Below are 23,720 nucleotides of genomic sequence, written 5' to 3'. Positions count from 1 at the left end.
CTCAAGCCGTTCTGATGGCCGCCTCTTTAAGTTCGGCGATCTCGTCACGCAAGCGCGCAGCCGTCTCAAAGTCCAGATCCGAAGCCGCTTTATACATCTCATCCTCCAGCCTGGATACTTCCTTGAGCACCTCTTCCGGCGACCGGTTGCCGGCCTTGACCCGGTACTCTTCCGCTTCCTCGGCAGCCTTCTGACCCGGCCGTTCTCCCTTACGGCGGCCACGACCACCCCCTCCGGCTGCACCTTCCATGATGTCCGCGATTTTCTTATTCAGCCCCCGGGGCGTAATACCATGTTCCTTATTAAACGCCATCTGCTTGGCGCGGCGGCGCTCCGTCTCATCGATCGCCTTCTGCATGGACTTGGTGATCTTATCACCGTACAGAATCGCTTTACCGTTCACGTTCCGGGCGGCACGACCGATGGTCTGAATCAACGACCGCTCGGAACGGAGGAAACCTTCCTTGTCCGCGTCGAGAATCGCCACCAGGGACACTTCCGGCATATCCAGACCTTCCCTGAGCAAGTTGATACCGACCAACACATCGAACTCGCCCCGCCGAAGGTCGCGAATAATTTCGACCCGCTCCACGGTATCGATGTCCGAATGCAGGTACCGAACCCGAATATCGTGCTCCATCAGAAAGTCCGTCAGGTCCTCGGCCATCCGTTTGGTGAGCGTGGTCACCAGAACCCGCTCCTTTACCTCCAGGCGAGCATGGATTTCTGACAGCAAATCATCCACCTGTGTGGACGCAGGCCGAACCTCAATCTCGGGGTCCAGCAACCCGGTGGGGCGAACCACCTGTTCAACCACCTGCCCCGCGTGGTTAGCCTCATAATCCGCAGGGGTTGCTGAGACAAAGATCATTTGCGGGGCAATGCGTTCCCATTCTTCGAATCGCATCGGGCGGTTATCCAGCGCCGATGGCAATCGAAAACCATATTCGACCAGGGTTTCCTTGCGGGATCGGTCACCCTTGTACATGGCACCGATCTGGGGAATGGTGACGTGGGATTCGTCCACCACCAGCAAGGCATTAGGTGGCAAATAGTCGAACAATGTTGGCGGGGCCTCTCCCGGACGCCGACCGGACAGGTAGCGGGAGTAGTTCTCAATGCCATTGCAGTACCCCAGTTCCAGCATCATCTCCATGTCGTATCGGGTCCGCTCTTCAAGACGCTGAGCCTCTACCAGGCGGTTGTTATCCCGTAACTGTTTCAGGCGCTCTTCCAACTCAACCTTGATATGCTCAACCGCATCCAGCACGGTCTGCCGGGGTGTTACATAGTGGGACTTCGGATAAATCGTGACCCTTGGAACGCGACGAAGCACTTCCCCGGTGAGCGGATCGAAATAACTGAGGTTTTCCACCTCATCGTCGAACAGCTCTATACGGATCGCTTCTTTCTCGGATTCTGCCGGAAACACATCAATCACATCACCGCGCACCCGGTAATTGGCTCGGTGAAACTCAATGTCGTTACGGGTGTACTGCAGCTCGGCGAGACGGCGCAGGATGTAGCGCTGGTCAATCTGGTCACCCCGATCCAGGTGCAACATCATCTTCAGGTAAGACTGGGGATCCCCCAGGCCGTAGATCGAGGACACCGTCGCTACAATGATGGCGTCCGGCCGCTCCAACAAAGCCTTAGTGGCAGAGAGACGCATCTGCTCAATGTGCTCATTGATGGAGGCGTCCTTCTCGATGAACGTATCCGATGACGGCACATAGGCTTCCGGCTGGTAGTAGTCGTAGTAAGACACGAAGTACTCAACCGCATTGTTCGGGAAGAACTCCTTGAACTCGCCGTAAAGCTGCGCTGCCAGCGTCTTGTTGTGGGCCATAATGATGGTTGGACGCTGCACCTGCTCCACCACATTGGCAACCGTGAAGGTCTTGCCAGACCCAGTCACCCCCAAGAGGGTCTGATGAGCCAGGCCTGAATCAATACCATCCACCAGGCCTTCGATCGCTTTGGGCTGATCGCCGGCCGGCTGGTAGGAAGAATGGACCTTGAATACGCCTTCGCGCGTGCCGGAGGAGTCTTTTTTCGCCATCGTAATCCAACTACCTTGAGGAGAATGTGAGAGCCAGCCATTGCGCAGCTCCCTTATAGACATTTAGCGATGATAACGCTTCATGATAACATCACCGGGTTCGCTAGGCGGTCCGAGACAACCCACAACCCGAGAACAGTGGCGCACAGGCCCGTCGATCGCAACCCATCAAATGCAGCTTTAAGGAGCGCAAGTTTGGACCTTCAACTTTCCAGCCGAGTACAGGCTATCAAGCCCTCCCCCACACTCGCCGTCACCAACAAAGCAGCCGAGCTTCGCGCTGCTGGCCAGGACATTATCGGCCTTGGCGCTGGCGAGCCCGACTTCGACACCCCGGATCACATCAAGCAGGCCGCCATTGAGGCCATCCAGAATGGCCAGACCAAATACACCGCCGTTGATGGTACGCCAGCCCTGAAAAAAGCGATTATTGCGAAGTACAAACGGGACAACGGCCTGGAATACGAAGCCAACCAGATTCTGGTATCCAGTGGTGGCAAACAGAGCTTTTTCAACCTCGCCCTGGCCACCCTGAACCCGGGGGATGAAGCCATCATCCCGGCCCCCTATTGGGTATCCTACCCGGACATGGTGCTGGTTGCCGAAGGCAAGCCGGTCATCATTGAAACGACTGCGAAAACCCGCTTCAAGATCACGCCAGAGCAACTGGAAAATGCGATCACCGAGCGCACCCGCCTGTTCGTGATCAACAGTCCGTCCAACCCCAGCGGCATGGCTTATACCCTTGAAGAACTCAAGGCTCTGGGTGAAGTGCTGAAAAAGCATCCGCGCGTCATGGTCGCTACTGACGACATGTACGAGCCCATCCTCTGGACCGGCAAGCCATTTTGCAACATCCTGAACGCCACCCCGGAGCTGTATGACCGTACCTTTGTGCTCAACGGCGTGTCCAAGGCTTACTCGATGACTGGTTGGCGCATTGGCTATGCCGCGGGCCCTGCCAAGATCATTGGCGCCATGAAGAAAATCCAGTCCCAGAGCACCTCCAATCCGTCATCCGTGTCCCAGGCGGCTGCCGCGGCTGCTCTGGATGGATCTCAGGATTGCGTCTCCGAGATGGTCAGCGCCTTCAAGGAACGGCACGACTGGCTCGTCGAAGCACTCAACGGGCTGCCCGGTGTTGAATGCCTGTACGGTGACGGAACCTTCTACGTTTTCCCGAGCTTCCAGGGTGCCATTGATGCCGACAGCAGCGTTTCCACCGACGTTGAATTCGCCGAAAAGCTGCTGACCGATGCGGGTGTGGCGATCGTTCCCGGCTCCGCATTCGGCGTTCCCGGACACATGCGCCTGAGCTTCGCCACCAGCATGGAAAACCTCCAGAAGGCGGTCGAGCGGCTGCAAAAAGCACTAGGATAAAAATTTAAGAAGAGGGGTTGACGAGGCGCTATCACCCACTTAATATACGCGCCTCGTCACACGACGACGTTCCCCGATAGCTCAGTTGGTAGAGCAACGGACTGTTAATCCGTTTGTCGCTGGTTCGAGCCCAGCTCGGGGAGCCACTATTCTGAAAGGCCGAACATTCACAGAATGCTCGGCCTTTTTCTTTTCCAACTCCCATGAAAAGAAAAGGCGACTCAGAGAGCCGCCAGTTCGCTGTAAATCGCATTCATCGCCGCCAAAGGGTCCGGCGCCTGGGTAATCGGTCGACCAATCACCAGATAGTCACTACCCGACTGAACCGCTTCCACCGGGGTCATAACCCGTTGCTGATCACCCCGCTCCGCGGACGCCGGACGGATACCAGGAGTAACCAGCTTGAAATCCTGGCCCTGCTCAGCCTTGAGCTTCGGCGCCTCCTGGGCAGAACACACCACCCCATCAAGGCCACAGCGTCGAGTCAGGGTCGCAAGCCGAGCGACATGCGCCTCGGGCGAACCTGAAATACCAATGCCCACCAGATCATCCACCCCCATACTGGTCAAAACCGTTACTGCGATCAGGAGTGGACGTTCGCTGCCAAAGCGCTCAAGCCGCTCCCGACAGGCGGTCATCATCCGCTCACCGCCGGACGCGTGAACGTTGACCATCCACACCCCAAGATCCGCTGCGGCCTCCACAGCGGCCGACGTGGTATTGGGGATATCGTGGAACTTGAGATCAAGAAACACCTCAAAGCCCTTGTCATGCAGATTGCGAACCAACTGTGGACCCGACCTGGTAAACAACTCCTTGCCTACCTTGAGCCGACACTTGGCCGGATCCAGCTTATCAGCGAGCATCAAGGCCGGATTCTCGGACGGAAAATCCAACGCCACTACGATCTTGGGATCGGATGATTTAATCACGTTAACTACCCTGGAAACTTGAAAATTTATTCTGCTTCAACACCCTGAATGGGCCGAACCGTCTCCCACTCTTTGCAACTGGGGCAAAGCCAGTGCAACTGCTGACCGGAAAAACCACAGCTCACACATTGATAAACCGGGCGGTTCTGCAGGATAAGATGCCCTATTCGACTGACCAGACGCCCCTCATCCGTGGTCATGCCTTTTTCATACCCAGCCAGCGCAACCAGACGAAGCAGCCCCCGAACACTGGGCCGAACCTCCAACTCCTGCCGCAGCAATTCGATTGCTGCCGGACGTCCGGAAGATCGCTCAACGGAATCGGCCAACGCCAACAAAAGACTGGTACTGGGGTAGCGCTCATAGAGCTTACGCAACTTCCTGCCAAGGCGCCCCACATCACCATGCTCATTTTCCAGACGCATCAGGCGATCCACAGCCTCCGGTCCGAACTCGGGATTCTGGTCGAATACTTTCAGGCTCTGGTTGCTGGCATCGCGAAAATTGCCCTGACGTATCTGCAACTTCATCAGGATCAACGTTGCCCTCACGCAAGAGGGGTCGTACTCCAGCGCTTCTTTGCAAAGCTTCTGAACCGACCAGCGATCATCCTCTCTAAAAGCCTCATCCGCAAGCTCACAAGTGATGTAGGCCAGCGACTTGGATACCGAAGGGTCAGCCCCGGCCTTTGCGAGCGTCCGCGCGACATCCGCTGCCTTATGCCACTCTTTTTCCTGTTGATACACCTCGATCAGCTGCAATGCCGACCTCTGACCGTATTCGCGATCCCCCATCAACTCCTGCAGCAAGGCTTCGGCCCGATCAAGAAGTCCGGCGTTCAGATAATCCTTGGCCAGCTCCAGCGTCACTTGCGGGGAAAACCGGGAAGGCAGATCTGGCCGAGCCAACAGATTCTGGTGAATAAGAATGGCCCGCTCAGTCTCCCCCTTCAGGCGAAAGTGGCTTCCAATGGAAAGGTGAAGGCTGACAGTGTCCTTGTTGACCGCCAGAGATTGAACGAAGTTATCAACGGCCTGATCGGAATAATTGGTAAAAAGAAACTGAAGCCTTTCTCGTACAGAACTTTCGTCGGAAATACTCTTTCGAGACCGGGAGGCAGGGTTACTGAGCCGCGCTAACGCCCACCCTGCGGCAACGGCTGCAGTCAAGAGCAGCCACTGAAGAACTATATCCATTAAATCGTCCGGTCGTTCTGAACCTGGGATTTCTCCAGCGCCTGTTCGGCACGAGTGAGTTTTTTCTTGAGGCTACGCCGCGAAACAGACGTGCCAAGAGTGGCGAGAGACGTGAGAAGCACACCAACCAGCGCACCAATCACGAACGACATGATGATCCAGACCGCGACTCCATGTGGTGCTGTTTCAAACAGCAAGAAGTTGAGCGATACCGCCATCTGATTATTCAACGAGAACACAAGCGCCAACAGCACGAGGGCCAGAACCAACAGAATGATTAAAATTTTCCGTAATCCCGCCATAAAAAGGCACTCCTCGAAGGGCGTTCAGATCGCCCGTTTTCCCTGATTCAACAATCTAGAAACCTTTCTTCAGACTGTCGTTCACCTGTTCCCGAAGCTCTTTTCCGGGCTTGAAATGAGGCACAAACTTGGCAGGCAGCTGAACCGCCTCACCCGTCTTCGGATTACGGCCGGTACGGGCTGCCCTGTGGTGAAGGGAAAAACTACCGAACCCCCGAATTTCAATTCGCTGACCATCGGCGAGCGACTGGGACATATGCTCGATGATGGTTTTTACTGCCAACTCCACATCTTTAACGGACAACTGCGTTTGTTTCGATGCAATCAGCTCGACCAGTTCCGACTTCGTCATGAGGCGCTTCCCTCTATCTTTATTTTTCGACCGTCTTCTTACCGGGCTATTCTGACCACTAGTTTAGCCAAACCTAAAAAAAACACAAAAAAAACGGGCTCTTAGAGCCCGTTTTTTTAGCTTGCCAGACGAGGAACTCAGTCCTTGTTGGCGTTTTGCTGCTGCATCTGTTCCTTGATGAGATCACCGATGGTGGTCGCACCAGAAGCTTCCGCAGACTTACTCCGCACATTTTCAAGCGCCTGTTTGTCTTCTTCAACGTCCTTAGACTTGACAGACAGGTTGATGATGCGGTTCTTGCGATCGATGCTGATGATCTTCGCTTCAACTTCCTCGCCTTCCTTCAGCGCGTTGCGTGCGTCTTCCACACGGTCACGGCTGATTTCGGAAGCCTTCAGAACAGCTTCAACTTCGTCGTTCAGAGCGATAGTTGCCGCCTTCGCGTCAACAGCAGATACAGTACCCTTCACGATGGAGCCCTTGTCGTTCAGCTGAACGAACTCAGCAAACGGATCGCTCTCGAGCTGCTTGATACCCAGGGAAATGCGCTCACGCTCTGGATCAACAGACAGGATAACGGTCTCAACTTCGTCACCCTTCTTGTACTGGCGAACGGCTTCTTCACCGGTTTCGTTCCAGCTGATGTCGGACAGGTGCACCAGACCGTCGATGCCACCGTCCAGGCCGATAAAGATACCGAAGTCAGTGATGGACTTGATCTTACCGGAGATGCGGTCGCCCTTGTTGAAGTTGCTGGAGAAATCTTCCCACGGGTTAGAAACACACTGCTTGATACCCAGGGAGATACGACGACGCTCTTCGTCGATGTCCAGAATCATCACGCCCACTTCGTCGCCAACCTGGACAACCTTGGACGGATGGATGTTCTTGTTGGTCCAATCCATTTCGGATACGTGAACCAGACCCTCAACACCTTCTTCCAGCTCAGCAAAGCAGCCGTAGTCGGTCAGGTTGGTAACGCGAGCCGTGACCTTGCTACCTTCTGGGTAGCGGCCCTTGATATCAACCCAAGGATCTTCGCCCAGTTGCTTCAGCCCCAGGGATACACGGTTACGCTCACGGTCGAACTTCAGAACCTTAACGTTGATTTCATCACCAACGTTAACGATTTCGCTCGGATGCTTGATGCGCTTCCAGGCCATGTCAGTGATGTGCAGCAGGCCGTCAACACCGCCCAAATCTACGAATGCACCGTAGTCGGTCAGGTTCTTGACGATACCCTTGATTTCCAGACCTTCGGTCAGGGTTTCGAGCAGAGCTTCGCGTTCAGCACTGTTCTCAGCTTCCAGAACGGCACGGCGGGAAACAACGACGTTGTTACGCTTCTGGTCGAGCTTGATAACCTTGAATTCGAGCTCTTTGTTTTCCAGGTGCGCAGTGTCGCGAACCGGACGAACGTCAACCAGAGAGCCCGGCAGGAAGGCACGGATACCGGACAGATCGACGGTGAAACCACCCTTGACCTTGCCGTTGATGATACCCTTAACCACTTCCTCTGCTTCGAAGGACTTCTCAAGCACCTTCCAGGCTTCGGCACGCTTCGCCTTTTCACGGGACAGACGGGTTTCACCGAAACCGTCTTCTACCGCGTCCAGAGCTACGTCAACCAGGTCGCCGATAGCAACTTCCAACTCGCCTTTTTCGTTACGGAACTGGGAGGCGGGGATAACGCCTTCGGACTTCAGTCCGGCGTTAACGGTGACCCAGTCGTTATCAACATCAACTACGGTTCCCTGGACGATGGAACCTGGTTGCATATCGATTTCTTTCAGGCTTTCTTCAAAAAGATCCGCAAAGCTCTCGCTCATTATCTGTCCTATGCAATCAACGCAAGTGTATCCGTGATACCAGCAACACGGTCTGTTAATACTGTCCGGATGCAGCCAGTGGCTGGCCGTTAACGCCGCATCCGGCATTTCAACAACAAAAAGGTGCGGTCAGGCCTGGCCTGCAGCGACCATGCACCTCCCTAACACCTCCTCAATACTCAAACCTGTAGAGTCAATGACTTGCGCATCATCTGCCGGTTTGAGAGGGGCCGCGGAACGGTTCATATCCCGGTCGTCGCGCGCCTTTATCTCCTTTAAAAGGGCGTCAATGGTAACACCGGTGGTAGTGTCCTTCAACTGAAGATAACGCCGTCGGGCGCGTTCCTCGGCACTGGCGGTCAGAAAAATTTTGACCGGAGCATCCGGGAACACAACAGTGCCCATGTCCCGACCGTCAGCGACCAGTCCGGGGGCCTCCCGAAAGTCTCGCTGCCGTTGCAATAGCGCATCCCGCACTGGCTGCATGACCGCCACCTTTGAGGCATTATTGCCGCAGGTTTCGGTCCGGATTTCAGAGGTGACGTCCTCACCGGCGAGCATCACCCTTGCCGGCTCACCAGAGGGCGTGGGCTCGAACGCAACATCCAGTGACGCCGCCACTTGAACCAACGCTGCCTCGTCATCAAGGGAAACGCCCTGCCGCGCTGCCGCCAGAGCAGTCAGACGATAGAGTGCGCCGCTATCAAGCAAGTGATAGCCCAGCCGCTTGGCAAGCATCTGAGTCACTGTACCCTTACCGGCCCCACCCGGGCCGTCCACAGTGATAACCGGCACTGGATTGTCGCTCATGATCAAGCTCCTTCGGCAGCGATCTGGATACCACAATTTTGGGCCAGTTCAACAAAGCCCGGGAACGACGTGGCAACATTGGCACAATCCCTTACTTCGATCTCTCCCTCCGCGCGCAAGGACGCAACCGCAAAGGACATGGCAATACGGTGGTCTCCATGGCTATTCACCACACCGCCAGCAATTGTCTGCCCGCCATCAATGACAATACCATCGGCGGTAACGGTGGTTTTCACGCCCACCGCCTCGAGTCCATCAGCCATGACCTGAATGCGATCACTTTCTTTTACCCTCAGCTCCTCAGCGCCACGGAGTACCGTCCGCCCTTTTGCACACGCAGCTGCGATAAACAGCACCGGGAACTCATCAATGGCCAGAGGCACCTGATCCTCCGGAATATCAATACCTTTGAGCTCCGCCGAGCGAACCCGGATATCGGCTACCGGCTCACCGCCAATCTCCCGCTCATTAAAGATATCGATGTCCGCACCCATGAGCTTCAGGATGTTGATCACCCCGGTGCGCGTGGGGTTAATCCCTACATGGCGAAGAACAAGCTCCGATTCAGGAGCGATACTGGCAGCGACGAGGAAGAAGGCGGCCGAGGATATATCGGCGGGCACATCGATATTGGTCGCAGACAATTCGCCGCCACCGCTCACACTCGCCGTCGGGCCATCCCGGTATACGTGATAACCAAAACCGGACAACATCCGCTCGGTATGATCCCGGGTTGGGGCGGGTTCGGTGACTGACGTGCTGCCGTCGGCATAGAGACCAGCCAGCAGCAGGCAGGATTTTACCTGGGCGCTGGCCATGGGCATTTCATAGTGAATCCCGGTGAGCTTTTGACCGCCTTTGATCCGCATAGGCGGACGACCGCCCTCTTCGGTATCGATCACGGCCCCCATGGCCCGCAGTGGATCGGCTACACGCCCCATTGGGCGCTTGGACAGACTTGCGTCACCGGTGAGCTCGGAATTGAAAGACTGAGCAGCCATCAGCCCCGCAAACAGGCGCATAGCAGTGCCGGAATTACCAAGATACAGCGGGCCGCGAGGAGCCTGCAGCCCCTTCATGCCAACACCATGGATGCGCACAAAGCCATTATCCGGCCCTTCAATGGTGACGCCCATATCCCGGAACGCCTGAAGAGTGGCCAGACTGTCTTCGCCCTCGAGAAACCCGGTCACTTCAGTCACGCCCTCGGCGAGAGCACCCAGCATTATGGAGCGATGGGACATGGATTTATCGCCCGGAACCCGAAATTCTCCGGATACAGCGCCTCCTGGCTGGAGACGGAAGGTTACCTGTTTGTCGCTGTGGTTTGTCACGAAAGCCTGTCCTGAAAGTATCTTGGAAAAATGTTCCCGCGCCGCCTTGGCGCGACTAAAAACTCGCAACAGCTTGGCGCTATCCTGATCCGCAATGGCCGATCTGAGCTGATCAAGGTCGTGGGTGAAATGATCAATCACCCGCAGTACCGCCTCTCGATTGGATAGAAAGATATCGTGCCACATCACCGGGTCGCTTGCGGCGATACGGGTAAAATCCCGAAACCCTCCGGCAGCATAACGAAAGATATCCATATTTTCGTCTTCACCCGCCAGGGTATCGACCAGTGAAAACGCAATAAGATGGGGCAAGTGACTGGTCGCCGCCAGAACTTCATCGTGGTATCTGGGCGACATGGTCAGCACATTCGCGCCACAGCCCTCCCAAAGCGACCTCAAACTTGACAACGCCTGAGGATCCGCATCGTCTCCCGGCGTCAGAATAACCTTGTGATGGTTGAAGAGATCGGGGTTAGCCGCACGGATGCCACTCTTTTCGGAACCGGCAATGGGGTGCCCCGGAATGACAGATGGCGACACCGAACCAAAAACCGATTTTACGTCTTCCACAAAGCTGGTTTTGGTGCTCCCTACATCCGAAAGCACGGCCGCATCATCCAGCCAGGGCTTGATCTCCTGAAGAACCGCCCGCGTCGCTCGAACGGGTACCGCCAACACTACAAGGTCACTGCCTTTTACCGCTTGTTCAAGCGAGTCAGCGGCTTCATCGATCACCCCCAGGGATTCGCCCAGAGACAGTTCATCAGGCCGTTTGTCGTAGCCGACCACTGAACCGGCCAGCCCGCGACGTCGAACCGCACAGGCCAGTGAACCGCCAATCAGGCCGAGACCAATCACGGCGACACGATTGAATACAGGCGGCTGGGCAGACATGTCAGCCTCCTTGCCGGATCTTGTTCAGGGAATGTTCAAGCGCCTCGACGAAGCGATCGTTCGCTTCAGACAAACCGACTGACACCCGCAGATGGCAAGGCATCCCATAACCAGCGACCGGCCGAACAATTACACCTTGCGCAAGCAGCGACTGAAACACTTCCTGAGCCTGCTCTCCCACGTCCACGGCAATGAAGTTTCCAACGGAGGGAATGTACTCAAGGCCAAGACGTTCGAATGCCGCCTCCAGTTGCCTCAGGCCTGCTTCATTTACCTTACGGGAACGCTGCAGGTAGGCTTCGTCCTCCAGAACCGCAGTAGCCGCCGCCAATGCAATCGAATCCACATTGAAAGGCTGACGGACCCGATTGAGGACATCCGTTATTTCCGGAGAGCAAATGCTGTAGCCCACGCGCAGGGCTGCCAATCCCCAGGCCTTTGAGAAAGTCCGGCAGACAATCAGGTTCGGATAACCCGGCAGCAACCGGATTCCATCAGGGTACTCATTGCCCTGGAGGTATTCGCAGTAGGCCTCATCCAGCACCACAATCACGTTGGCTGGCACCCGATCCAGAAACGCCTCGATCGCCGCCGTGCCCTGTACCGTTCCGGTCGGGTTGTTCGGGTTGGCGACAAAAATCAAACGGGTGCGGTCGGTGATCGCATTGGCCATGGCATCAAGGTCATGCCCCCACTCCAGAGCCGGGACGCACACACCTTTTGCGCCAACAGCCTGGGTGACCAGCGGATAAACCGCAAAAGCATACTGTGAGAAAATAACTTCATCATCGGCATCTGCAAAACAACGTGCGATGATTTCCAGTACATCGTTCGAGCCATTACCCAGGGTAATCTGATCGGCACTGACCCCGAGCCGGACGGAAAGGGCTTGTTTTAGATCAAAACCATTACCATCCGGGTAGAGACACAGATCAGACAACGCTTTCTGCGCCGCTGCCAGAGCCCTGTCACTGGGACCCAGAGGATTTTCGTTACTGGCGAGTTTTACGATGTTTGCCGGATCAAGCCCGAACTCTCGAGCCAGCTCGTCAATGGGCTTGCCCGGCTGATAGGGCGATAACGATTGCACACCCTCGACGGCCAGACGCTGGTAATCAATGGCCATAGCCTTTCATCCTTTTCGGCTCAAAGCACGCCGACCGGGTACGACCCCAGCCGCTTGAGTTCAACAGCTTCCTCGTCCACTTCAGCAAGCACCTTCTTAACCTGCTCGTCGTCCATGTGCCCCTCGAAATCGATGTAGAACACATAGGCCCAGGTGCCACTGGGCGAAGGCCGTGTCTCGATCCGGGTCAGGCTGATACCGTGACGATGGAAGGGCTCCAGCAGCTGATAAAGGGCGCCCGGCTTGTTGCGCATGGATACCAGAATCGAGGATTTATCATGCCCGCTGGCCGGGACTTCCTCGCGCCCGACGATCAGGAATCGGGTGGTGTTATCTGGCCGGTCTTCAATGCTGTTTGCCAGCAACTCAAGGCCGTAAAGTTCGGCCGCCATGTCGCCGGCAATCGCCGCGGTGCCCGGCTCTTCGGCTGCCCGACGTGCTGCTTCGGCGTTACTGGAAACGGTCACCCGCTCGATACCGTATCGATGGGTATCCAGCCACTGGCGACACTGGGCGAAAGACTGCTGATGGGAGTAGATCCGGGTGATTTCCTGATCCTTATGCTTCGGCGACACCAGCAAATGATGGTGAATACGAAGCTGAACCTCGCCACAGATTTTCAGAGGCGACGACATAAACATATCGAGGGTGTGATTGATCATGCCTTCGGTGGAGTTCTCCACAGGTACCACACCATAGTGCGCAGATCCCGATTCGACTTCCCGGAAAACTGCATCGATGGCCGGCAGCGGCACACTGACCACCGAGTGGCCGAAATGCTTGAGCGCGGCAGCCTGGGTGAAAGTTCCAACTGGCCCCAGGAAAGCAATGTGCATGGGTTTTTCAAGCGCCAGACACGCCGACATAATCTCCCTGAAGAGTCGCGCCATTTCTTCGGACGACAAAGGCCCCGGATTCTCCTCCTTGATGCGCCTCAGCACCTGGGCTTCACGCTCCGGACGGTAAAAGAACACATCCTGCTCGGGATTCGAGTCCATTTTCACATGGGCGACTTCCTGGGCGCAGCGTGCACGGGCACTGATAAGATCCATGATCTGCCGATCCAGACTGTCGATTTCTTCCCGCAACTGCCCCAAACGGGTTTGTTCGTCCGTCATGATCACCCACGCTCCTTCGCAAATTCAGTCATGTAATCGATCAATGCGTCAACACCAGCCTCCGGCATGGCGTTATAGATACTGGCACGCATACCACCGACAGAGCGATGCCCCTTGAGATTAAGCAGACCACGGGCGTCCGCCCCTTTAAGGAATTCACCATTAAGGGACTCATCCGCGAGTGTAAACGGCACATTCATCCAGGAACGGAAACGCGGCTTGATAGGGTTCGCATAAAAGTCATTGCCATCAATGAAGCCGTAGAGCTTCTTTGCCTTGCGCTCATTGACTGCCGCCATGGCGGTGACGCCACCCTGTGCCTTCAACCACTGGAACACCAGTCCGGCCAGATACCAGGAGTAGGTGGCCGGGGTGTTGTACATGGAACCGTTATCCGCGATGACCTGATAATTCATCATGGTCGGGGTATTGCTGCGGGCCTTGCCCAGCAGGTCCTTCCGAATCGCCACGACTACGAGGCCAGACGGTCCGATGTTCTTCTGAGCACCGGCATAGACCAGACCAAACTTCGAAAAATCCATTGGCCGGGAAAGAATGGTGGACGACATATCCGCCACCAGCGGTACCGAACCGCTATCCGGAATGAAGTCATACTCCAACCCACCAATGGTTTCGTTCGGCGTGTAATGCAGGTAGGCGGCATCGGCGCGGGTCTGCCACGAGGCCTGGTCGGGAATATCGCTGAAACCAGAGGCTTCTGCGCTGGCAGCCACGTTCACGTCGCCGTAACGTTTCGCTTCAGCAATCGCTTTCTTCGACCAGATCCCGGTATTCACGTAATCAGCACTACCGCCTTCCGGCAGCAGATTGAGGGGGATGGTGGCGAACTGACTGGACGCCCCACCCTGCATAAAAAGGACTGCGTAATCATCGCTGACACCGGCGAGCTCGCGAAAATCCCGCTCGGCAGTTTCTGCAATCTGCACAAACTCGTCGCTGCGGTGGCTCATCTCCATCACGGACATGCCCGTACCGCGCCAGTCCAGCATTTCCTCACGCGCCTGGTTCAGCACCGCTTCCGGCAGTGTGGCCGGACCAGCACAAAAGTTATACGCCCTGCTCATAGTCCTTTTATCTCTCACTACTCACTGATGTTGTATCAGTGCCGGCTTATTCCTCGCCGGCAGTTTCTTCCGAGTCATTGTCACCGGCACCATCCAGCGCCAGATCTTCCGGGTCTTCATCGTCCGATTCAGCGATGCGCTCAACCCCAACCAGGCGCTCATCTTCCTGGCTTAGCTTGATCAGGCGAACGCCCTGGGTGTTCCGGCTCAGTACCGAGATTTCGTCCGAACGGGTCCGTACCAGGGTGCCCTTATCAGAGATGAGCATCATCTGGTCACCGTCGAACAGCTGCAGGGCGCGAACCAGGTTACCGTTCCGCTCAGAGCACTGCATGGCAATAACACCCTGGCTGCCACGGCTGTAGGTCGGGAACTCATCAATGGATGTGCGCTTGCCATAGCCGTTTTCACTGGCCGTCAGAATCACGCCGCCGTCTTCCGGAATAATCAGGGACACCACTTCGTGCCCTTCCGGCATACGGATGCCGCGAACGCCACGTGCAGTCCGGCTCATCGGACGAACCGCGTCCTCGTTAAAGCGCACAGCCTTACCAGCACTGGAGAACAGCATGACTTCCGCATCGCCGTTGGTGATGGCGGTGCCGATCAGGGTGTCGCCATCGTCCAGAGAAAGCGCAATCAGGCCACTGCTGCGGGGACGGGAGAAATTAGGCAGCGGTGTCTTTTTGACCACACCTTTGGACGTCGCCATCAGCACAAACTGGTCTTCCGGGTAATCCCGTACCGGCAGGAAGGTGGTAATACGCTCACCCTCGTCCAACGGCAGGATATTCACCATGGGACGACCACGGGATGCCCGGCTGGCCCGGGGAATCTCAAACACCCGCAACCAGTAAACCTTGCCGCGGTTGGAGAAGCACAAAATGGTATCGTGGGAGTTGGCGACCAGCAGTTTTTCAATGAAGTCTTCGTCCTTCATGGACGTTGCCGCCTTGCCTCGACCACCACGACGCTGGGCCTGGTAATCCTCAACAGCCTGAGTTTTGGCGTAACCACCGTGAGAAATGGTTACCACCAGATCTTCTTCATCAATCAGATCGGCAATGGTCAGGTCACGACGGGAGCTGGTGATTTCGGTACGACGCTCGTCGCCGTAGTCATTCACCACTTCATTCAGTTCGTCGCGAATCACCTGGAGCAGACGCTCCGGGTTGCTCAGGATATCCAGCAGATCGGCGATTTTCTCCAGGATGTCCTTGTACTCGTTCTGCAGCTTCTCGGTCTCAAGACCGGTAAGGCGATGCAGACGCAGGTCCAGAATGGCCTGAGCCTGTTCTGGAGAAAGATGGTAAAGGTTGTTGTGCAGGCCGTAGATTTCCGGCAGATCGTCCGGACGACAGGCATCTTCGCCCGCACGTTCCAGCATGGCCATCACATCACCCGGGGCCCAGCCCTTGGCCATCAGCTTTTCCTTGGCTTCCGCGGCAGACGGTGAGGCCTTGATCAGCTCGATGATCTCGTCGATGTTAGCCAGCGCGACAGTCAGACCTTCCAGGATGTGGCCGCGTTCGCGGGCCTTGCGCAGCTCAAAGATGGTCCGGCGGGTCACCACTTCGCGGCGGTGGCGCAGGAAGGCTTCCAGCAGCTCTTTCAGGTTGAGGGTCTTGGGTTCGCCGTTAATCAGCGCAACCGTGTTGATACCAAAAACGGTTTCAAGCTGGGTCTGGGCGAACAGGTTGTTGACCACAACCTCCGGGTTTTCGCCTCGACGCAGCTCGATAACCACGCGGATACCTTCTTTGTTCGACTCATCCCGAAGCTCGGAGATGCCCTCAATCTTCTTGTCCTTCACCAGCTCGGCGATCTTTTCGATCAGGCGAGCCTTGTTCAGCTGGTACGGCAGCTCGGTGATGATGATGGATTCGCGGCCAGTCTTCTTGTCCTGCTCGATTTCGTGGCGGGCACGGATGTAAATGCGCCCACGACCGGTGCGGTAAGCCTCGACGATGCCTGCACGACCATTGATGATGCCCTGAGTCGGGAAATCCGGCCCCGGAATATATTCCATCAGGTCATCGACGCCCAGGTCCGGATCATCAATCAGTGCCAGACAGCCGTTCACTACTTCGGTGAGGTTATGCGGCGGAATATTGGTCGCCATACCAACCGCGATACCGGAGGAACCGTTTACCAGAAGGTTGGGAATGCGAGTTGGAAGAACCTCGGGAATCTGCTCGGTGCCGTCGTAGTTGTCTACGAAGTCGACCGTTTCCTTTTCCAGATCGGCCAGCAGCGAATGGGCCATCTTTTCCATCCGCACCTCGGTGTAACGCATCGCTGCCGCGTTATCACCGTCGATGGAACCAAAGTTACCCTGGCCGTCGACCAGCGGATAGCGCAGGGAAAACGGTTGCGCCATACGGACGATGGTGTCGTAGACCGCAGAGTCACCATGCGGGTGGTATTTACCGATAACGTCCCCCACCACACGGGCGGACTTCTTGTAGGGCTTGTTCCAGTCATTGTTCAGCTCGGACATGGCGAACAGCACCCGCCGGTGGACCGGCTTCAGCCCGTCTCGCACGTCGGGCAGTGCCCGGCCCACGATGACGCTCATGGCGTAATCGAGGTAGGACTGTTTAAGCTCGTCTTCAATATTTACCGGCAGGATCTCTTTGGCTAATTCACCCATCGAGAAAGGTTCCTCTGCATTATCTGAAATGTCGTGTCAGGGCCGTTGGGTCGGCCCCCTAGTTATTCTTTGATCAAGCGCCCGAGTCTACCACAAACGCCCTCCAGCGGGGCGATTGTCGGCAACTCTCAGTCAAACACCACGGTCTTGTTTTCGTAGGTGATGACGCGATCCTCGATATGGGACCGAAGACCACGGGCCAGCACGTTCTTTTCGACATCCTTGCCCAGGCGAACCATGTCCTCAATGGAGTCACTGTGAGTGACACGTATGACGTCCTGCTCAATGATCGGACCTTCATCCAGGTCCTGAGTCACGTAGTGGCAGGTCGCACCAATCAGCTTTACCCCGCGGCTGTATGCCTGATGATAGGGACGGGCCCCAGCAAACGATGGCAGGAAGCTATGGTGAATGTTGATCACCTTACCGGCGTATTTCTCACACAACTCGGCCGGCAGGATTTGCATGTAGCGGGCCAGAACAACCACATCCACGTCGTACTGTTGGAACAGCCCCTCAATGTGGGCAAATGCCTCATCCTTGTTTTCTGCGCTCACCGGGACATGGTGATAGGGTATCTCGTGCCACTCCACCATTCGGCGCAAATCATCATGATTGGAAACCACCGCCACGATCTGGGCATTGATTTCCTTGCTGTGCCAGCGGTGCAGGAGATCCGCCACACAGTGGGATTCCTTGCTGCACATCAGAATGACTTTCTTCGGCTGAGCCGAATCCGCAATGTGCCACTCCATATCGAATTCGCGGGCAATCGGCTCGAAAGCTGCCCGAAACTGATCAAGCCCGAACGGAATGGAACTGGCCTTGATCTCATGCCGCATGAAGAACCGGCCGGCCTGGGTATCGGAGTGATGACTGGCTTCGGTAATCCAGCCGTTGTAGGTCGACAGGAAGTTACTCACCTTGGCAACAATGCCGACCCGATCCGGGCAGGAAATCACAAGACGGTAGGTATGCTCCATGAACCCCTTTCCTTAACTAAACTTCAGGCAAGCAGGTGCGCCGATCAAATCTTGACCGGACCACGCCAAATGGCCGGACGCACCTATGAAAATGACCGGCTATCATAGCCTATCTAAACGCCAGAAACGAGGAAGAGAATCATGGACGAACGGCGACACCGGACTGCCACGAAAACGCCAGAAACTGGCCCTTACCTCAGGCAACTTTTGATTGGACTGGTGCTGACGCTTAGTGCCTCTCCGGCGGTCCACGCCGAAGCCATTTTCACCGGGGATCGCTTCATCCCCGCAGTAGGCACTCAAGGCATGGTAGCCACCAGTCACACCGTCGCCACCGAAGTCGCGCTCAAGGTGCTTCAGGATGGCGGCAATGCCGTTGACGCCGCCGTGACCGCAGGATTTGCCCTCGCCGTGACGCAACCCCGCTCCGGCAATATTGGCGGGGGCGGCTTCATGCTGATCGCCAAGGGCGATGGCAGCCCACCGGAAGCCATTGATTACCGGGAAACAGCCCCTGCTGCAGCCACCGAAACCATGTTCCAGGATAAACATGGGGAGGCGGTACCCGAACTCAGTCGTTTCTCCCATCTGGCGGTGGGCGTTCCCGGCACTGTCGCAGGGCTCGCGCTGGCCCTCGAGCGCCATGGCACCATCTCGCTCAAGCAAGCACTGGCACCGGCCCTCGACCTGGCCCGCAATGGTTTCGTGGTGCCACGGCGATTCACCACCGGGCTGGACGAGGCACGGCCCCGGCTGGAGAAATGGCCCGCCAGCATGAAGGCTTTCTATAAACGGAATGGTGACACCTATCAGCCCGGCGAGATATTCCGCCAGCCTGACCTGGTGCAAACCCTGCAGCGAATCGCCGGAGAGGGTGTAGCCGGCTTCTATGAGGGCAAAACCGCCCAGTTAATTGCCAATGAAATGAAACGCCATGGCGGCCTGATCACCAAAGAGGACCTGAAAGCCTACAAACCCGTCGTTCGCACCCCCGTTCATGGCACCTATCGGGGCTACGACATTTACTCCATGTCGCCCCCGTCCTCTGGCGGAACCCACATCGTCCAGATCCTGAACATCCTTGAAGGGCTGCCGGTCAAGGAGGCTGGTCACAATTCCGCTGACACCATCCACTGGATGGCCGAAGCCATGAAACTGGCCTACGCAGACCGCTCCCAGTTCCTCGGCGACACCGACTTCGTTGAGGTTCCCCTCGGTGGACTGACCAGCAAGGCCTATGCAGAGTCCCTGCGTGCCGGCATTTCAAAAGATAAGGCCCGCCCCGCCAGCGAGATAAAGTCCGGGGAGCCGGCAAGCTATGAAAGCCCGGAGACCACCCATTTTTCGGTGGTCGACCGATGGGGCAATGCGGTCTCAAACACCTACACCATCAACTTCAGTTATGGCTCAGGCATCACTGTTCAGGGCGCAGGTTTCCTGCTGAATAACGAGATGGACGATTTCAGCGCCAAACCCGGGGTGCCCAATGCCTACGGTTTGATTGGTGGTGAGGCAAACAAGGTCGAACCGGGCAAGCGCATGCTCAGCTCCATGTCCCCCACCATTGTCCAGAAGGATGGCAAGACCTTTCTGGTCACCGGCAGCCCCGGAGGTTCCAGGATCATCACCACCACCCTGCAGGTGATCATGAATGTGATTGACCACGGCATGAACATCCAGACTGCGGTTAATTCACCCCGCATCCATCACCAGTGGTTGCCTGACCAGATCCGCATTGAACAGGGCATCAGCCCGGACACCGTCCGGCTGCTGGAATCCCGGGGCCACAAGGTGGTCGAAGATTCGGCGATGGGGGCAATCCAGAGTATCATGATCGGAGAGGATGGCACCCTGTATGGCGCGGGGGATCCGCGGCGCAGCACCTCCTCGGCCATGGGCTACTGACAGGGTGTCGGACATTTTGCAGACGTTTTAAGGAAGCACGCCTATGTACCTGTCTGTGCAGCTGAGCTGCTACCCACTTAAGGGCGATTACAAACAACCGATCTGGGACCTGATTGCCCGACTGGAGCAAACCGGGCTGGAAGTGTATCCGGGACGCATGAGCACAGAAATCTTCGGCGAGTATGATGAAGTCATGGCGGTTCTCTCCGACACCATGAAGTGGTCGTTCGAGACCTATGGCAAATCAGTGTTCGTGGCCAAAATCATGGAGGGAGACCGGAGGCCCCGATGACCCAACCCAGCCAGCCAGACCCGCGCAAGCCAGAGGATTCCCCCTCCGAACCTACGCTGCCCAAGCAGTACTCCTTCCTTTGGCTCAGCGCCCTGCTCTTCCTGCTGGTTATGTGGATGCAGGAAGACCGGCAACCCCGGGACGCAGAGCTCGCCTACTCGGACTTCAAAACCGCAGTAGCCGACGGCCAGGTCGCCGAAGTCACTCTTCATGAAGAGCAGATTCGTGGACAATTCACCGATCTGGGCGCCAGCCGCTTTGATTCAGGCAACGCGTCCGGTGAATCCACCAGGGGCTTTCAGACCATACGTCCCCCCATGGAAGATCCCGAGCTGCTGGAGTTGCTGGAACAACAAGAGGTCACCATACGCGCTACGCCGTCCGGCCTGCCCTGGTGGCAACAGCTGCTCCAGGCCTTCCTGCCCTGGTTGCTGTTCCTGGCGTTGATGTTCTGGCTTTGGGGCAACGCCCAGAAACGGATCGGGCAAGGAACCGGAGTCTTTGATTTCAGCAAATCCCGGGCACGCCTGGCGCGCAAGGAAACCTCCACCACCACGCTCGATGACGTGGCCGGCATTGAATCCGCCAAGCGGGACATCACCGAGATCATCGACTTCCTCAGGGCACCGGAAAAATACCGGGCCGTAGGCGCCGACATGCCCAAAGGCGTGTTGCTGGTAGGACCTCCTGGTACCGGCAAGACACTCCTTGCAAGGGCTATTGCGGGCGAAGCAGAGGTACCTTTTTTCAGCATCAGCGCCTCGGAATTCATTGAAATGTTTGTAGGTGTTGGCGCCGCCCGTGTCCGGGATATGTTTCAGGAAGCACGCAAAGAAGCCCCCTCATTGATTTTTATCGATGAACTGGACGCAGTGGGTCGCTCACGGGGAACCGGGCTGGGTGGTGGACACGACGAACGGGAACAGACCCTGAACCAGATCCTGACCGAAATGGATGGTTTTGAGCCCCATGAAAACATACTGGTTCTGGCTGCCACCAACCGACCCGACGTGCTGGACTCTGCTCTGCTTCGTCCGGGCCGGTTCGATCGGACGATCACCCTGGACCGACCACATAAGGATGCCCGCGAAGCCATTCTGAAAGTCCACGTCCGCAAGGTACCCCTGGCCGACGATGTAAACCTCGAAGCCCTGGCCGCGCGAACCATCGGGCTGTCCGGTGCCGACCTTAAAAATCTGGTGAACGAAGCCGCGTTGACTGCCGCCCGTGAAAACCGCCAGCAGGTGGATGCCCATTGTTTTGAGGTAGCCCGGGACCGCATCGTGCTGGGGCAGGAACGGGACTCACAGCTGTCCCCCGAAGAACGCAAAGCCGTCGCCTACCATGAATGCGGCCACGCGCTGATTGCCTACTACGCACCCAAGGCCGACCCGCTGACACGCATTACCATTATTCCCCACGGCATGGCCATGGGGGTGACCGAACAAACCCCCAAAGAAGACCGCTACACCTACACCGAGAGTTATCTGAGGGACCGAATCAAAGTCATGCTTGGAGGTCGGGCCGCCGAAAAGCTGGTCTACGGGGAAGTCAGCACCGGCGCTCAAAACGACCTGAAGGAAGCCACCCACCTGTTGCGCAAGATGATCGGTCAATGGGGCATGAGCGAAAAGCTTGGGCCCCTTGGCCTTAGCATCGGTGAGGAGCACGTATTCCTGGGGCGGGAAATGGGCTTACCACGGGAATACAGTGAGAAGATGGCCGAACAAATCGATACGGAGATCCAGTCACAGCTTCAGGCTTTGGAAAAAGAAGCGATTGACTGTCTGACCAGCCACCAAGACCAGCTGGACGCTCTCGCAAAAGCGGTACTAGAAAAAGAAACCCTCGACGGCGAAGCGATCGACGCGATTCTGGGCGGGCAAGCCACGACCAGCGTTCGCGCCCATCCCGCCCGGAGTTCTGGTTAGGCAGACATCTCACGTTTGATGACTGCGCACACTCGCCTCAGGAGTGCCCAAGAACAGCGGCCAGCTTGTCCTGGGTTTTGGTTTCGAAGTCACTGGCGTCATGGCGCTCGTGTAGTTGCTCTTCCGGGTCTCCCCAGGTTCGGTTCACCATTCGTCCCCGCTGGACGGCTGGCCTGAGAGCAATCTGATCCGCCCATCGGCAGACGTTCTCGTAGGTGTGCACCTGCAAAAACTCCGCTGCGCCATACAACGCCCCGCGGACCAGAATCCCATACCAGGGCCAGATCGCCATGTCTGCAATGGTATATTCATCACCAGCCACAAACGGCTGCTCAGCCAGTTGCTTGTCCAGAACGTCCAACTGACGCTTCACTTCCATGGTGAACCGGTCAATCGGGTACTCCAGTTTTTCAGGCGCGTAGTTGTAAAAGTGCCCGAAACCACCCCCCAGCATGGGACCACTGCCCATCTGCCAGAACAACCAGTTCATGGCTTCTGTCCGGCGGGCCCGATCGGCTGGCAGGAAGGCGTCAAACTTTTCGGCCAGGTACAGCAGGATGGAGCCCGACTCAAAGACACGAACCGGCGGATTCTCACTGCGGTCCACCAAGGCGGGAATCTTCGAGTTGGGATTCACGCCTACGAAGCCACTGCAAAACTGATCGCCTTCCGTAATCCTTATTGGATAGGCGTCGTACTCTGCGCCCTTGATGCCCAGCGCCAGTAACTCCTCCAGCATGACGGTAACTTTCACGCCATTCGGGGTCGCCAGTGAATACAATTGCAGCGGATGCTCGCCAACAGGCAATTCCTTTTCATGAGTGGCCCCGGCAACCGGCCGGTTGATCTTCGCAAACTCACCCCCGCTTTCTTTCTCCCAGGTCCAGACTCTGGGCGGGGTATAGCTGGGTTGCTCGCTCATTAATTCGCTCCCTTCTTCTGGCGATACGTTGGTCAGAAGGTATTGGCAATTCTCGCCAATGGTACGCGGCCACACGCGGTTAAGACCAATCACCCACGCTTCAATCTCGTGTTTGAAATCCACTGCTATAGTTAGTCCGAGCGCTTTAACAAAACGTAACAAACTTGCTCGCTCCGTCCCGCCCAAGGGACCCACTGTAGACAAGGGAGTTCACTATGAAGCAGCACTACCGATCAGGGCGGATCCTGTTTGTTGTTTCCCTCTCCGCCACCCTTCTGGCCTGTGCAGGACCAGGGCCGAAACCCGACAGCGAACTGAAAATTGCAGAGTCATCCGTTCAACAGGCAGAAGCAGCCGATGCCCGGCAGTACGACCCCGTCCTACTCAATCAAGCGCAGAACAAAGTGGCCGATGCCCGTAACCTGATTGAACGAGAGGAATACGAGCAGGCCCGACTGCTGTTAGAGGAAGCTACCGTGGACGCCCAGCTAGCTGCCGCTCGCTCAGAGGCGGAAAAAGCCCAGTCGGCCATGGATGAAATCAACAAGAACATCGAGTCCCTGCAAAACCAGCTCGAAACGGAATCCCAATAGAGGCGAAGCAAGGAGATCAAA

At 56.7% G+C, this 23,720-nt stretch carries 19 protein-coding genes and 1 tRNA gene; 6 read left to right on the top strand and 14 right to left on the bottom strand.

Translation table 11 applies throughout. The features are described 5' to 3' along the window. Position 1: 1 nt before the first annotated feature. Positions 2-2,062: an excinuclease ABC subunit UvrB gene (gene uvrB / locus K8I84_RS14405; protein WP_223795479.1), complete on the bottom strand. Its 2,061-nt coding sequence runs from the start codon at positions 2,060-2,062 to the stop codon at positions 2-4. A 195-nt stretch (positions 2,063-2,257) separates the two neighbouring features. Between uvrB and K8I84_RS14400 the strand changes: the two genes are divergently transcribed. After that, the gene (locus K8I84_RS14400; RefSeq protein WP_223795478.1) at positions 2,258-3,442 is read left to right on the top strand and encodes a pyridoxal phosphate-dependent aminotransferase; all 1,185 of its coding nucleotides are present in this window, start codon (positions 2,258-2,260) and stop codon (positions 3,440-3,442) included. Positions 3,443-3,512: 70 nt separating this feature from the next. Continuing rightward, positions 3,513-3,588: transfer RNA gene (locus K8I84_RS14395), tRNA-Asn, on the top strand. Positions 3,589-3,663: 75 nt separating this feature from the next. Here K8I84_RS14395 and pyrF read toward each other — a convergent pair. The 12 genes from pyrF to purU all read right to left on the bottom strand — a co-directional run bounded on the left by pyrF (position 3,664) and on the right by purU (position 18,056). Beyond that, a complete protein-coding gene (gene pyrF / locus K8I84_RS14390) occupies positions 3,664-4,371 on the bottom strand; it encodes an orotidine-5'-phosphate decarboxylase (RefSeq protein WP_411722687.1) in 708 nt (235 codons plus the stop codon). A 29-nt stretch (positions 4,372-4,400) separates the two neighbouring features. Further along, positions 4,401-5,570 (bottom strand): lipopolysaccharide assembly protein LapB, encoded by a 1,170-nt coding sequence (gene lapB, locus K8I84_RS14385; RefSeq protein WP_223795476.1) that lies wholly within the window; start codon positions 5,568-5,570, stop codon positions 4,401-4,403. Beyond that, positions 5,570-5,872 (bottom strand): LapA family protein, encoded by a 303-nt coding sequence (locus K8I84_RS14380; protein WP_223795475.1) that lies wholly within the window; start codon positions 5,870-5,872, stop codon positions 5,570-5,572. Before K8I84_RS14380 ends, lapB begins: the two co-directional genes overlap by 1 nt. Positions 5,873-5,927: 55 nt before the next feature. Beyond that, positions 5,928-6,224 (bottom strand): integration host factor subunit beta, encoded by a 297-nt coding sequence (locus K8I84_RS14375; protein WP_007154691.1) that lies wholly within the window; start codon positions 6,222-6,224, stop codon positions 5,928-5,930. Positions 6,225-6,361: 137 nt separating this feature from the next. Beyond that, positions 6,362-8,053 carry a 30S ribosomal protein S1 gene (rpsA, locus tag K8I84_RS14370; RefSeq protein ID WP_223795474.1) on the bottom strand — a complete coding sequence of 564 codons (1,692 nt, stop codon included), beginning with the start codon at positions 8,051-8,053 and terminating at the stop codon, positions 6,362-6,364. A gap of 129 nt (positions 8,054-8,182) precedes the next feature. Beyond that, positions 8,183-8,863, bottom strand: a complete 681-nt coding sequence (gene cmk / locus K8I84_RS14365; protein WP_223795473.1) for a (d)CMP kinase — start codon at positions 8,861-8,863, stop codon at positions 8,183-8,185. 2 nt (positions 8,864-8,865) lie between these two features. Next, positions 8,866-11,091 (bottom strand): bifunctional prephenate dehydrogenase/3-phosphoshikimate 1-carboxyvinyltransferase, encoded by a 2,226-nt coding sequence (locus K8I84_RS14360; RefSeq protein WP_223795472.1) that lies wholly within the window; start codon positions 11,089-11,091, stop codon positions 8,866-8,868. Between the two features lies 1 nt (position 11,092). Beyond that, positions 11,093-12,217: a histidinol-phosphate transaminase gene (gene hisC, locus K8I84_RS14355; protein WP_223795471.1), complete on the bottom strand. Its 1,125-nt coding sequence runs from the start codon at positions 12,215-12,217 to the stop codon at positions 11,093-11,095. A 20-nt stretch (positions 12,218-12,237) separates the two neighbouring features. Then, positions 12,238-13,335 carry a prephenate dehydratase gene (gene pheA / locus K8I84_RS14350; RefSeq protein ID WP_223795470.1) on the bottom strand — a complete coding sequence of 366 codons (1,098 nt, stop codon included), beginning with the start codon at positions 13,333-13,335 and terminating at the stop codon, positions 12,238-12,240. 2 nt (positions 13,336-13,337) lie between these two features. Next, on the bottom strand, positions 13,338-14,420 hold the full coding sequence (gene serC / locus K8I84_RS14345; protein ID WP_223795469.1) for a 3-phosphoserine/phosphohydroxythreonine transaminase: 1,083 nt from the start codon (positions 14,418-14,420) through the stop codon (positions 13,338-13,340). A 46-nt stretch (positions 14,421-14,466) separates the two neighbouring features. Continuing rightward, positions 14,467-17,073, bottom strand: coding sequence for a DNA gyrase subunit A (gene gyrA, locus K8I84_RS14340; RefSeq protein WP_223795468.1), 2,607 nt, complete (start codon positions 17,071-17,073; stop codon positions 14,467-14,469). A gap of 128 nt (positions 17,074-17,201) precedes the next feature. Then, positions 17,202-18,056: a formyltetrahydrofolate deformylase gene (purU, locus tag K8I84_RS14335; RefSeq protein ID WP_223795467.1), complete on the bottom strand. Its 855-nt coding sequence runs from the start codon at positions 18,054-18,056 to the stop codon at positions 17,202-17,204. A 141-nt stretch (positions 18,057-18,197) separates the two neighbouring features. Here purU and ggt point away from each other — a divergent pair, with 141 nt between their 5' ends. The 3 genes from ggt to ftsH are packed head-to-tail and all read left to right on the top strand — an operon-like array spanning position 18,198 to position 22,184. Next, positions 18,198-19,961: a gamma-glutamyltransferase gene (gene ggt, locus K8I84_RS14330; protein WP_223795466.1), complete on the top strand. Its 1,764-nt coding sequence runs from the start codon at positions 18,198-18,200 to the stop codon at positions 19,959-19,961. 43 nt (positions 19,962-20,004) lie between these two features. Further along, a complete protein-coding gene (locus K8I84_RS14325; protein ID WP_223795465.1) occupies positions 20,005-20,253 on the top strand; it encodes a thiamine-binding protein in 249 nt (82 codons plus the stop codon). Further along, positions 20,250-22,184 carry an ATP-dependent zinc metalloprotease FtsH gene (gene ftsH, locus K8I84_RS14320; RefSeq protein ID WP_223795464.1) on the top strand — a complete coding sequence of 645 codons (1,935 nt, stop codon included), beginning with the start codon at positions 20,250-20,252 and terminating at the stop codon, positions 22,182-22,184. The genes K8I84_RS14325 and ftsH overlap by 4 nt, the downstream gene beginning before the upstream one ends. 37 nt (positions 22,185-22,221) lie before the next feature. On the opposite strand, the gene yghU is transcribed toward ftsH, so the two are convergent. Next, positions 22,222-23,106 carry a glutathione-dependent disulfide-bond oxidoreductase gene (yghU, locus tag K8I84_RS14315; RefSeq protein WP_223795463.1) on the bottom strand — a complete coding sequence of 295 codons (885 nt, stop codon included), beginning with the start codon at positions 23,104-23,106 and terminating at the stop codon, positions 22,222-22,224. Between the two features lie 215 nt (positions 23,107-23,321). Between yghU and K8I84_RS14310 the strand changes: the two genes are divergently transcribed. Further along, the gene (locus K8I84_RS14310) at positions 23,322-23,699 is read left to right on the top strand and encodes a DUF4398 domain-containing protein (RefSeq protein ID WP_223795462.1); all 378 of its coding nucleotides are present in this window, start codon (positions 23,322-23,324) and stop codon (positions 23,697-23,699) included. Positions 23,700-23,720 lie beyond the last annotated feature (21 nt).

Source organism: Marinobacter sp. F4216 (assembly GCF_019931195.1).
Classification (GTDB): Bacteria; Pseudomonadota; Gammaproteobacteria; order Pseudomonadales; family Oleiphilaceae; genus Marinobacter; species Marinobacter suaedae.
This window is presented reverse-complemented; position numbering and strand designations above follow the sequence as displayed.